Below are 12,024 nucleotides of genomic sequence, written 5' to 3'. Positions count from 1 at the left end.
GGCCCCGTGGCTGCCCCCCGGGGGCTCGGGCCTGCCCCTCCTGCGCGCTCGGTGTCCTCTCACGTCCTGGCGGCCGCCTTGTGGGCCGTGCTGGGGCGGGCGGCGTGGTGGGCGAGGGAGGCGTGCGGGTCGCTGCCGAGGGGGGTGTGGTCGGTGTGCACGGTCGCGGCGGTCAGCCGGGGCACCGCGTGGATCAGGGCGTGCTCGGCCTCGACAGCCAGCCGGTGGGCGGCCACCACCGTCAGGTGCGCGTCGACGACGATGTCGGCCTCGGCGCGCAGCGCGTGGCCGACCCACCGCATCCGCACCTGTCCCACGCCCCGCACCCCGGGCACCGCGCCCAGGGCCGTCTCGGCGGTGGCGACCAAGGCGGGGTCGACCGAGTCCATCAGCCGCCGGTAGACCTCCCGGGCGGCGTCCCGCAGCACGAACAGGATCGCGGCCGTGATCAGCAGTCCGACCAGCGGGTCGGCGAACCGCCAGCCGACCGCGGCGCCACCCGCGCCCAGCAGTACGGCCAGCGAGGTGAAACCGTCGGTGCGGGCGTGCAGTCCGTCGGCGACCAGGGCGGCAGAGCCGATGCGCCGGCCGGTGCGGATGCGGTAGCGGGCGACCCACTCGTTGCCCACGAACCCGACCAGTGCCGCGGCGGAGACAGCCCACAGGTGCGTGATCTGCCGGGGGTCCAGCAGCCGGTCCACCGCTGCCCACGCCGCCAGGGCCGCCGAGGCGGCGATGGTGGCGACGATGAGGATGCCGGCCAGGTCCTCCGCCCGGCCGTAGCCGTAGGTGTAGCGGCGGTTGGCCGCCCGCCGCCCCAGTACGAACGCGATTCCCAGCGGTACGGCGGTCAGGGCGTCGGCGGCGTTGTGGATCGTGTCCCCGAGCAGCGCCACCGACCCGGACAAGACGACGATCACCGCCTGCACGACGGTGGTGACGCCGAGGGCTGCCAACGAGATCCACAGCGTGCGCATCCCGTCCCGAGAGGTCTCCATGGCCGCGTCCACCTTGTCCGCCGCCTCATGGCTGTGCGGCCTGCCGAGATGGGCCAACTGGTGGCGCAACCGGGCCGCTCGGGGCCTCCGGCAGGCGTCCGGCCCGTGGTGGTGCCCCGGAGTGTGGTGGTGCTCCATCCCCTCCATGACCGCCACGGTGGCACAGAAAGCCGATTGCGGCTACAGCTGTCTTACCGGCTCTGACCAGGTGCGATGCCTTCGCAATTACCCCTGGTGCGCACCCGGCTCGCGGGCGGGGAGGACAAGAGGGGCGCCCGAGGTGGGATGCGGGTGCACCTCGACCGGGTGGCGGTAGACCGATGTGAGCGCTTCGGGGGTGAGCACACGGGCGGGCGGGCCGACACCGGTCAGCCGGCCGGCGTCGAGCAGGGCGACGCGGTCGGCGTAGGCAGCCGCCAGGTTCAGATCGTGCAGGACGACGGCGACGGCATCACCCGCTGCGGCGCGGGCTCGGCACAGGGCCAGGACCAGTTCCTGATGGCGCAGGTCCAGCGCCGCCGTCGGCTCGTCCAGCAGAAGCAGCGGGGTGCGTTGGGCGAGGACCCGGGCCAGGGCGACGCGGGCCCGCTCACCACCGGAGAGCGCGGAGAACGGCCGGTCGGCGAACGCGGTGACCTCCGTTTGGGCCATCGCTTCGGTGACGGCCGCCTCGTCCTCGTCCTCCTGCGGGGTGCCGGCCCAGGGTGCGCGGCCCATCTGGACGACCTCCGCGACGGTGAACGGAAAGGCCAGTGTGGCGGCCTGGGGCAGTACGGCGCGGCGGACGGCGAGTTGGCGCGGGGAGAACTCACCCAGTTCGCGCCCGCCCAACCGAACGGTGCCCGACTCCAGCGGCAGGTCGCCGGCGAGTGCGGAGAGCAGGGTGGACTTGCCCGCGCCGTTGGGGCCGACGAGGGCCAGCACCTCACCGGCCGTCAGGCAGAGGTCGACGCCGTCCAGCACGCGCCTGCCGCCCAGCCGTACAGCGGCTGCGCATGCTTCGGCGGCGGCTTCTCCGTGGGCCGGGCGGATCCGGGTCAGGTCCTGTCGGCGCCGTGAGCTGAGGGGCAGTCGGGGCATGAAATTCCTCGGGTCGGCCGTGGAGCAGGTCTCGTCGGGGGCGTCGGCGGGGGCGTCGTCCGAAGGGGCGTCGGCGGGGTCGGTGAAAGAGGCGGACAGGAGGGGCAGTTGGTCGGCCGGGTCACGCCCAGCCGCCCTGTCTGCGGCGGGTCCTGCGCAGCAGCCAGAAGAAGAACGGGCTGCCCAGCAGTGCCGTGAGGACGCCGAGCGGGAGTTCGGCGGGCTGGGCCACGGTGCGTGCCGCCAGGTCGGCACCGACCAGGACCACGGCGCCGCCCAGCGCGCTGCCCGGCACCAGAAAGCGGTGCCCCGGACCGGCGGCCATCCGCAGCAGATGCGGGACCAGCAGCCCGACGAAGGTGATGATGCCGGCCACCGCGACGGCCGCCGCCGTCAGCAGCGCCACGACCAGCACGAGGGTCAGCCGCAGCCGCTCGACGTCCACCCCCAGGTGCCGTGCCGGCCGTTCGCCCAGCGCCAGCAGGTCGAGGCGGCGGGAGCAGAGCGGTGCGACCAGGAGTCCGGCCAGTGCGCAGGGCAGTACGGCCAGCACTTTGGGCCAGGTGGCCTGGGCGAGCGAACCGAGCTGCCAGAAGGTGATCTGGGTGAGCTGTGCGTTGTCGGCGAAGAAGATGCTCAGACCGATGAGCGCCCCCGCGAACGCGTTGACGGCGATTCCGGTCAGGAGGAGGGTGACGACCTCCGTACGGCCGCCGGAGCGGGAGAGCAGGTACACCAGCAGCACCGTGGCCAGGCCCGCGACGAACGCGCAGGCGGTCACCGTCCAGTTGCCGAGGAAGGTCAGACCGAGGGCGATGGAGGCAACGGCGCCGACTGCGGCGCCGGACGAGATCCCGATGACGCCGGGCTCGGCGAGCGGGTTGCCGAACACCCCCTGCATCAGCGCACCGGCGCAGCCGAGGGAGGCCCCGACGAGTACGGCGAGCACGACACGGGGCAACCGGACGTTCCACAGCACGCTTTCGGCAACGCGGTCGAGCGGGGCACCGCCCGCCCCGGCCCGGTGCAGAAGGGATCCGAGGACGTCGCTGACGGGGATGGTGTAGGCGCCGATGCCCGCCGAGAGCAGCGCCAGGAGCAGGAGGGCAGCGACGAGTGCGGCGGTCACCGTGGTGGCCGCAGCGCGCCGGGTGCGCGGCGGGGCACCCGGCGCGGCGACGCTCGACGCCGGCACGCCCGCCCCTGCGGCACCCGACCCCGCGGCGCCCGTCCCGTCGGCGCTCGGCCCGGTCGACTTCGCTGCCCCACCTGCGGCCCGCGCCCGGGGCGGCGCGGTCATGGCCGGCCGCCCTTCGCGTGGATCTGGGCGGCGAGGTCCCTCAGCACCTGGTCGGTGCGCGGGCCGTAGTTGAGCAGCACTCCGTCGTCGATGGTGGCGATACGCCGGTGCCGGCCCGCGGGGGTCTGCGCGACGCCGGGGATCTTCAGCAGGCCGTCGACGCCGTGCACGGAGTCCAGGCCCTTGGTCATCACCAGGATCACATCGGGGGCGGCCTTGGCGAGAGCTTCGCTGGTGATGGCGGTGAAGTCCTTCTTCAGGCCGGACTCCTTGCCCGCGTCTACGCCACCCGCCGCCTCGATGAGGGAGGAGGCACCGGAGCGGGAACCGCCCAGGAGGTAGACGGAGGCCGAGCCACGCAGATAGAGGAAGGCCACCCGTGGTCGGTCGCCGCCCTGCTCCTCGGCGCCGCGTGCGCCGCCGCCTTGGGCAATGTCGTTGCGGACGGCGTCGATCCGCTTGTCCGTCCGCTTCCGCAGCCGCTCACCCGCCGCACCGACCCCCAGGGCGCGGGCGACGTCGTCGATCCGGGTGTCCACGTCGGCGAGTTCGCGTGCCGGCTCGACGACGACGAGGGGAATGCCCGCGTCCCGTATCTGGTCGACGGCCTCATCCGGCCCGGTCGTGGTTTCGGCGAGCACGACGGTCGGCTTGAGGGAGAGCACGCCCTCGGCGGACACATCGTGTGCGCGGGTGATCACCGGAAGCTTTCTGGCCTGCGCGAACGTCGCCGTGATGTCCCGGGCCACCACCCGGTCGCCGAGCCCGAGGGTGTACACGATCTCCGAGAGGGAGCCGGTGAGCGGCACGATCCTGGCGGCGCTGCGGACGGTGACGGTGCGTCCGTCGGCGGACTCGACGCGTACCGGCAGCTCCGGAGCGGGCGGCGGACCGGAGAGCGGTTCCACACGGTCGGCGTGTGTGTCCCCGGCGGAGCCGTGCTTGCCTGCGGAGTCGGTCCCGTCGGACTGCCGGCCGAGGCCGTCGCCGCAGCCGCTGAGGGAGAGCGCCAGAGCGAGGGCGGCGACGAACACGCCCGGCACTCGGGTTCGTTGGGGCACTTGTGCGCCTTTCACCGGTCGGGGCCCGCCGGGGCCGTACGGAAGTCGGAAGTGGGGACTTCCAGGCGAGCCCGATATAGCTTAGGTTAGCCTTACCTAAGACGCTAGCCCGCCTTTTCTGGACCACCGGGCCCCGACGCCCAGTCGCGTCGCCCGCCCGCCCCATCCCCTCCGGTCTCCTGGAGACGTACCGATGCATTCCAGACCCCGGCCCGGCACCCGAGTGCGCCGCGCCCGGCCCCGAGCCCTCGCGGTGGCCCTGTTGCTGAGCGCGCTGCCAGTCGCCGTACCGACGAGCGCGACCGCCTCCACGGCCCCTGCGGCGGCCACGAAGCCGAACGCGCCAAGCGCCCGGTCCGCGCCGAACAACGCACTGAACGCGCCGAACGCACCGGCCGCCGAACGCACCGTCTCCGGAGGACGGTTGGACTGGGGCATCAAATCCTCGTTCCAGAGTTACGTCACCGGGCCGATCGCCCAGGGCCGCTGGTCCCTGACCGGCGGGGCCGCCACCGTGGGCGAGAGCCGGTTCCGCTTCCATTCGGCGCGGGGCGACTACGACCCGGGGTCCGGCGCCTTCGACGCCTCCTTCTCCGGTGGAGTGCACTTCACCGGACACCGCAAGCCCGGCGGCGGCAACCAGCTCGACCTGACCATCAGTCGACCCGCCGTGCGTGTCACCGGCAGGACCGGCACCCTGTACGCCGACATCCGCAGCAAGGCGAAGAGCACCGGAAAGGTCACCGACTCCGCCCGGGTGCCGCTCGCCTCGCTCGACCTCGGCAAGGTCGACATGCGCGGCGGCACCGGACCGATCGCTCTCACCCAGGTCCCCGCGCGTCTGACCACTCAAGGCGCCACCGCCTTCGCCGGTTACTACAAGGCGGGCACCCCGCTCGATCCCGTCAGCCTCTCCGTGGACCTCGCGCCGCGCGACGACAAGGGCGACACCTCCGGCGCGGAGAAGGGGAAGAAAGGGAAGAGGGAAAAGAAGGATGAAAAGGCCGGTGCGCCCCAGCGGGGCCGGTTCGCCGAAGCGGCCATCGACTGGGGTGTACGCCGCACGTTCCGCGAGTACGTCACCGGTTCGGTCACCAGGGGCCGTTGGAAGCTGACCGCCGGGGCACAGGACGGCGGGGCGCTCTTCCGCTTCCCCGCCGGGAAGGGCCACTACGACCGGGACGAGGCAACCCTCGACGCGGAATTCGACGGTGCGGTCCGCTTCACCGGCAAGCGTCTCGACCTGCGACTGGCCTCCGTCTCCGTACGGGTCGCCGACGGCAAGGGCACCCTGAGCGCCGATGTGACCCGCGACGGACGCACTGCTCGCGACCAGCCCCTGGTCACCTTCCCCGCCGGGAAGAAGGCGCTGAAGCCCGACGACGGACTGGTGCGGCTCACCGAGGTGCGGTCCGAACTCACCGCCCAGGGCGCCAAGGCGTTCGACGGCATGTACGCCAAGGGCACCCGGATGGACCCGGTGTCGCTGGCGGTCGCCCTCGACGAGGAGGCGGACCTGCCCGCCCTGCCCGATCTGGGCAGCGGCAGCACCTCCGCACACGGTGCGGATCCGCAGCGGGCCGAGGACGGCGAATCCACCGGCACCACGTCCGCCTCCGCCGCATCCTCCGCGACACCGCTGGTCGCGGGCGGCGGCGCGGCGGCCGTACTCCTGGCCGCCGCGGGCGTGTTCGTCGTCGTGCGCAAACGGCGTGCCCGGCAGCAGAGCCAAGGCTGACAGCGGCACGCCGCCCGTAGGGGCCGGACCCACCCGGGCCGCCCCCTTGCGTCCAGGTCCCGCCGCGCCCCGCCCCGTGTCGCGCCTCAGACACCTCCCGCACCACTCGAACCGTTCCCCGGGCCACCCCGGAAACACCTCGACACACTCCTGGAGACAGCAGTCATGACCGTCACCACCCCTCCCCCGCACCGTCGGCCGCGTACCGGCGCCCTCCTCCTGGCGACCGCGACGGCGACCGTCGCCGCGGTCACCACCTGCGCGCTGCCCGCCTTCGCGGCCTCCGGCACCGCGCGGACGGCCGCACCGGAGGCCGCCCCCGCGATCCCGCTGACGGACGGCACGTTGGACTGGGGCATCAAGAAGTCGTTCCGCGACTACCTGAACGGACCGATAGCCAAGGGCAAGATCACTGTCGCGGACGGCGCCAGGACCAACGCGGACGGCTCGTTCCGCTTCACCGACGGTACGGGCAGCTACGACATGACCACCCACGCCGTCACCACCTCCTTCCACGGCAGCGTCCATCTGTACGGCCATCACGGCGCACTCGACATCAAGCTCTCCGACTTCTCCATGGAGACGAAGGGCAAGAGCGGCACTCTGAGCGCCGATGTCGCCACGGGGACGGGCGAGGACGGGGACGGAAAGCCGGACAGGACCCAGGACGACGTGCAACTGGCCACGCTCGACCTCTCCGAGGTCACACCCGGTTCGGGCCAGGGCGGCACGATGACCTTCGCCGACATCCCGGCGACGCTCACCGAGGCGGGGTCCGGCGCGTTCGAGGGCTACTACCAGAAGGGGGAGAAACTCGATCCGGTGACGTTGAAGGTCACCCCGGGCGGGGGTGGCGGAAGCGCCGGGTCCGGTTCGGGCTCGGGTTCGGCGGGATCCGGAGCCGGGGGGTCGACCTCCGGATCGGGCGGCTCCGGGTCGGGGTCCGGGTCCGGGTCCGGGTCCGGCGGCAGCACCGCGAGTGGAGGCTCCGGAGGTGACGGCAACGGCGGTACGGGTACCGGCTCGGGTTCGGGTTCGGCTTCCGGAGGAGCAAGCGGCGGTACGAAGCAGCCTGCCTCGGGCGCCATCGCCGACGGGAACCTCGACTGGGGCGTCAAGGCGTCGTTCCGCAAGTACGTCACGGGCCCCATCGCCAACGGCAAGGTGGAGACGTCCGACGGCGCCAGGAGCACCGACGGCGGCTACCGCTTCCCCAAGGGCAGCGGCACATTCGCGGACGGCGACCTGAACGCCTCGTTCGACGGTGGAGTGCGCTTCCTCGGCCACAAGGAAGGCAGCGCCTACAGCCTGGATCTGACCTTCTCCCACCTCAAGGTGCAGGCGAAGGGCACCAAGGGCAGCCTGGTCGCCGACGTCCGCTCCAAGGACCGCGCGAGCGGCAAGGTCTCGACGGACAAGGCCGTCACCGTCGCCTCGCTGAAGCTCGACAGCGGCGCACTGACCCCGCGCGAGGACATCGTCTCCGTGCAGAAGGCGCCCGCCACGCTCACGGCGGCCGGAGCCGAGGCGTTCGGCGGCTTCTACCAGGCCGGTGACGCGCTGGATCCGGTCACGGTGGCCGTCTCCCTGGACGAGGACGCCGAACTGCCCGGGGCCGGCGGGGGCGGCGGGACCGGAAGCGGCGGTACCGACGGCGGCACGGACGGTGGCTCCGAGCCGGCCGCGGCAGGCGGCGCCGGCAGCGTGGGCGGCGGCGCGGCCTCCCTGGCCTCGACCGGCACCGGGCTGCCTTCGGGCACGCTGGCGGGCTCGGCCGCCGCACTGACCGTTCTCGGCGGTGCCGCCGTCTGGACCGCACGCCGCCGTACCGTGGGCCGCACCTTCCCCGCGGCGCCCACGGCGCCCGGCGCGGGGAACGGCAGCTGAGGTCCCGCTGCCGGTTCGTCCGTGTCGAGCGTGCCGTGTCCGCCGGGGGGCGGACACGGCACGCCTCGTCAGGGGGTCACCACGATCTTCCCGTGCACATGGCCCGACCGGCTCAGTTCGAATGCGTCGGCCAGCCGGGTGAGCGGGAACGTCTCGGCCACCCGGACCGTCAGCTTGCCCGCGTCTGCCAGCTCGGCCAGTGCGGTCAGGTCACTGCCGCTGGGGCGCACCCACATCCACTGGCCGCCGGACTCGGTGACCGTGTTGTCCGCGATGGAGGCATGCCGTCCGCCGTCGGCCAGGACGCCCAATGTGGCGTCCAGGACGCCGCCGACGAAGTCGGCGACCACGTCGACCCCCTTCGGTGCCAGCTCGCGCACCCGGTCGGTGAGGCCGTCGCCGTATGCGACCGGTTCGGCTCCCAGTTCCCGCAGCCGGTCGTGGTTGGCGGGTGAGGCGGTGCCGATGACACGGGCCCCGAGGGCGCGGGCGATCTGCACCCCCAGTGAGCCGACTCCCCCGGCCGCGTTGTGGATCAGCACCGTCTCGCCCTCGCGGGTGCCGAGGCGGGTGAGCGTCTGATACGCGGTGAGACCTGCCAGCGGCAGACCCGCCGCCTGCTCCCACCCGAGCGAGGAAGGACGGCGGGCCAGGCACCGTACGGGCACGGTGACGAACTCGGCGAACGTTCCGCCGTGCACATAGTCCTTGCGGGCGTAGGCCATCACCTCGTCGCCGACGGAGAACTCGGGCACGTCGATGCCGACCCGCTCGACGACGCCGGCCACGTCCCAGCCGGGCACGACGGGGAAGACGGTGTCCATCAGCGGCTCCAGCCCGCCCGCCATGATCTTCCAGTCGACCGGATTGACCGCCGCGCACCGCACCCGGACCAGCACTTCCCCCGGCCCCACCTTGGGCAGCGGCTGCCGCGTCGCGGACAGCACCTCCGGGCCGCCGAACCGGTCGTAGGTCATCGCCTGCATCGTCTCGCCGTCGGAGTTCCCGTTGGCCATGGTCGTCGCTCCCTCTCGGTCGATTCCTGCCGGTCTCACTCAACAGGGCGGGTCACAGGAGTGCGCACCCGTCCCGCACCCCACGTAACCCACTGCGGTGACACCTAACACCGTTCCCCCGTCGAAACTCCGTGGTCACGGGCGTGTCGGCGCAGGCCGACGACCCGGTGCCCCGCCGTGGCCCGGAATCGGCCGGGGTGGCGCAAGCCGCGGTCCGCGTTCTCGGCGAAGGCCGAAGGTGCCCTCGCCGAGAGGGCGGACGACCTCAATCGGCGTCGCGGCGCAGCCCGTTCAGCAACCGGTCCAACGCCCGCTCCGTCTGCGCCGCCGCCTCCGGCCCCGCCGACCGGGCCAACCACAGTGCGGCCTCGTTCATCGCCCCGGACAGCAGGCGTGCCAGCGGTTCCAGCGGCTGTTGGGCGATGGTTCCGGTCCGCACAAGGTCTTCCAGCGCCTCCGCCAGATGCCGGGCGGAGCTGTCCTCGTCCATGGCCCGCCATTCGTCCCAGCCGAGCACGGCCGGCGCGTCCACCAGCACGATCCGGCGCACCACCGGGTCGCAGCCGGCGGCGAGGAAGGTCCGGCAGCCGGCCCGCAACCGCTCCCATGGGTCGTCGTGCTGCTCGGCTGCGTCCGCGACCCGCTCACCGAGTTCGTGTTGCACCTCGGCGACCACGGCCCGGAAGAGCCCCGCCTTGCTCTCGAAATGGTGATAGGCCGCCCCCTTGGTGACCCCTGCCGCCTTCGCCACCTCGGCGAGAACCACCTCGTGGTAGCCGTCGGCGGCGAATCGCCGCCGCCCCTCGGCCAGCAGTGCCCGCCGAGTCGCCGCTCGCTGCTCGGCCCTGGTGACAGCCATCCGTGGTCCCCTTCCCATTTCACATACCCCAGGTATGTTAACCTCCCGTTTCACATACCCGAGGTATGTGAAACGAGTCCACGGACAACTGGAGACAGGTCATGCAGGTCCAGCTCGGCAGCTTCTACCCGGTCATCGCCACCCGCGATGTCGCCGCGGCGCGCCACTTCTACATCCACCACTTCGGGTTCGAGGTGACCTTCGAGGCGGACTGGTACGTGAGCCTCCACCGCCCGGACGCCCCGCAGTACGAACTCGCCCTGCTCGACCACTCCCATCCGACGCTCCCCGAGGGCCACCGCACTCCGCTCGACGGCGGCCTGCTGCTCAACTTCGAGGTCGACGACGTCGACGCCGAACACCTCAGGCTGGTCGGACAAGCGGGCCTGCCCGAACTGCTCACCCTGCGCACCGAGGCGTTCGGGCAGCGGCACTTCATCGTCGCGGCGCCGGACGGCGTCATGATCGACGTCATCACCGTCGTTCCGGCGACCGGTGAGTACGCCGGTCAGTACGCCTCAGGCCACGCTCCCCGTCCCTAGGACGTGCGGCGAGTGGTCCCCGGCCGCTCGCCGACGTCCGCGGGAGCCACGCGTGCGGGATCAGGCGCCGGGCCGGCCCCGCCGCGGGGCGTCCGGGTGCGATAGGAGTGGCCGAGTTCCGGGCCGAGGCCGAAGTAGTGGCGGAAGTTGTAGATGAGCGGACTCCAGGCGGCCGGATCGATGTGATCGGTACCGGCCACGACGATCCGGGGATCGGCATGGACCTTCTCCACGACGGCCTCCGCGATGACGCACTCCCCGGAGACATCCGGCCGCAGCCGCCGGATGCGGGCCTCGAACTGGAGGGGGCACTCGGCGACACGGGGCGGCCGTACGGTCTCGGACGGCGCCGCGCGCAGTCCTGCCGCGGCGAACTTGTCCGGCTCGTAACGGCAGCCGGCCGGCTTCGTCGCCGGTACCGGGTACCTGCCGGTCAGCGGCGCCAGCCGTTCCACCGCGGGCCACAGCGCCGGTGCCGGCAGGTTGATCACAAGGTCCGGCCGGTCGCCCAGGTTCCGCGCGGTCTGCCCCTCCCGGCCCAGACCGAGTACGACCGTGCGCCCGAGCGCCCACGCGGAGGACATGGGCGCGAGGTTGTACGAGCCGTCCTGGTTCTCCGTCGAGAGGAGGACGACCGGGGTACCGAAGTAGAGAATGCTCGGCTCGACCACCGCGTGGGAGGCGGACACGGAAGAGGCGGACACGGGAGAGGCGGCGTCCGCCGCGGAGCCGGTGTCGGTCGGTGCGCTGTTCATGGCCCGGAGCCTAGGAACCGGACGCTTCGGCGGGCGCCGAAGCGCCGCGGGCGATAATCTTGCCCATGAGCACTCGACACACCCGTGCTTCCGGCCCCGACCTGGCCTGCGTCGCCAGGCTCCTGGCCGACGGCACCCGTGCGGGTTTCTGTCTGGCCCTGCTCGACGGCCGGGCGTGGACGGCGACCGAGCTGGCACGCCACATGGGCGTGGCGGCCTCCACCGCGACCGAGCATCTGAACGCACTCGTGAGCGGAAGCCTGCTCGTCGAGGAACGCCAGGGGCGGCACCGCTATGTGCGGCTGGCCGACCCCCATGTCGCCGAACTGATCGAGAACCTCGCCGCGATGGCGCCCGCCCGTCCCACGCCGCCCCGTTCGCTGTCGGCGGCCGGTCGCCGCCGCGCCCTGGCCCACGCCCGCACCTGCTACGACCACCTCGCCGGAGCCGTCGGCGTCGCCATCAGCGACGCGCTGACCGCCCGGGGCCTGCTGGACTGGGACGGCGGACTCAGGCTGACCGCCCAGGGCGAGGCCTGGCTCCAGGACCTGGACATCGCCCCGACGACCGGGACCCGTCGGCCGGCGGTGCGGTCGTGTCTCGACTGGACCGAACGCCGCCCCCACCTGGCGGGCGCCGTCGGCGCAGCGCTGTGCCGGCACGCGTTCACCGCCGGGTGGATCACCCGCATCGGCACCACCCGCGCCGTGACCGTCACCGCTGTCGGCCGACAAGCCCTCCACGACCACCTCGGCCTCCCGGACGAGGTGCTCCAGCAGCAACTGTGA

At 72.7% G+C, this 12,024-nt stretch carries 11 protein-coding genes; 4 read left to right on the top strand and 7 right to left on the bottom strand.

Annotated elements, in window-relative coordinates:
* Positions 1 to 59 precede the first annotated feature (59 nt).
* From JW613_RS20105 to JW613_RS20090, 4 genes are all read right to left on the bottom strand, one after another.
* Positions 60 to 1,145: a cation diffusion facilitator family transporter gene (locus JW613_RS20105; RefSeq protein WP_209212217.1), complete on the bottom strand. Its 1,086-nt coding sequence runs from the start codon at positions 1,143 to 1,145 to the stop codon at positions 60 to 62.
* A gap of 78 nt (positions 1,146 to 1,223) precedes the next feature.
* Entirely contained in the window at positions 1,224 to 2,078 is an 855-nt protein-coding gene (locus tag JW613_RS20100; protein WP_209212216.1) for a heme ABC transporter ATP-binding protein, read from the bottom strand.
* A 121-nt stretch (positions 2,079 to 2,199) separates the two neighbouring features.
* Positions 2,200 to 3,378, bottom strand: coding sequence for a FecCD family ABC transporter permease (locus tag JW613_RS20095; protein WP_209212215.1), 1,179 nt, complete (start codon positions 3,376 to 3,378; stop codon positions 2,200 to 2,202).
* Positions 3,375 to 4,439, bottom strand: a complete 1,065-nt coding sequence (locus JW613_RS20090) for a heme/hemin ABC transporter substrate-binding protein (protein WP_307865962.1) — start codon at positions 4,437 to 4,439, stop codon at positions 3,375 to 3,377. The genes JW613_RS20095 and JW613_RS20090 overlap by 4 nt, the downstream gene beginning before the upstream one ends.
* A 193-nt stretch (positions 4,440 to 4,632) precedes the next feature.
* Here JW613_RS20090 and JW613_RS20085 point away from each other — a divergent pair, with 193 nt between their 5' ends.
* Entirely contained in the window at positions 4,633 to 6,177 is a 1,545-nt protein-coding gene (locus JW613_RS20085) for an HtaA domain-containing protein (RefSeq protein ID WP_209212213.1), read from the top strand.
* A gap of 165 nt (positions 6,178 to 6,342) precedes the next feature.
* Positions 6,343 to 8,064 (top strand): HtaA domain-containing protein, encoded by a 1,722-nt coding sequence (locus tag JW613_RS20080; protein WP_209212212.1) that lies wholly within the window; start codon positions 6,343 to 6,345, stop codon positions 8,062 to 8,064.
* Between the two features lie 68 nt (positions 8,065 to 8,132).
* Here JW613_RS20080 and JW613_RS20075 read toward each other — a convergent pair whose 3' ends face one another.
* On the bottom strand, positions 8,133 to 9,050 hold the full coding sequence (locus JW613_RS20075; RefSeq protein WP_209212389.1) for an NADP-dependent oxidoreductase: 918 nt from the start codon (positions 9,048 to 9,050) through the stop codon (positions 8,133 to 8,135).
* Between the two features lie 295 nt (positions 9,051 to 9,345).
* A complete protein-coding gene (locus JW613_RS20070; RefSeq protein WP_209212211.1) occupies positions 9,346 to 9,939 on the bottom strand; it encodes a TetR/AcrR family transcriptional regulator in 594 nt (197 codons plus the stop codon).
* 101 nt (positions 9,940 to 10,040) lie between these two features.
* On the opposite strand from JW613_RS20070, the gene JW613_RS20065 reads away from it, so the two are divergent.
* The gene (locus tag JW613_RS20065) at positions 10,041 to 10,481 is read left to right on the top strand and encodes a VOC family protein (RefSeq protein WP_209212210.1); all 441 of its coding nucleotides are present in this window, start codon (positions 10,041 to 10,043) and stop codon (positions 10,479 to 10,481) included.
* Here JW613_RS20065 and JW613_RS20060 read toward each other — a convergent pair.
* Positions 10,478 to 11,236: a flavin reductase family protein gene (locus tag JW613_RS20060; protein WP_209212209.1), complete on the bottom strand. Its 759-nt coding sequence runs from the start codon at positions 11,234 to 11,236 to the stop codon at positions 10,478 to 10,480. The genes JW613_RS20065 and JW613_RS20060 overlap by 4 nt on opposite strands.
* Positions 11,237 to 11,301: 65 nt before the next feature.
* On the opposite strand from JW613_RS20060, the gene JW613_RS20055 reads away from it, so the two are divergent.
* A complete protein-coding gene (locus tag JW613_RS20055) occupies positions 11,302 to 12,024 on the top strand; it encodes an ArsR/SmtB family transcription factor (protein WP_209212208.1) in 723 nt (240 codons plus the stop codon).

This window comes from Streptomyces smyrnaeus (assembly GCF_017676345.1).
Lineage (GTDB): Bacteria > Actinomycetota > Actinomycetes > Streptomycetales > Streptomycetaceae > Streptomyces > Streptomyces smyrnaeus.
Note: the sequence above shows the minus strand (reverse complement) of the source record. Positions and strands in the feature narration are given on the sequence as shown.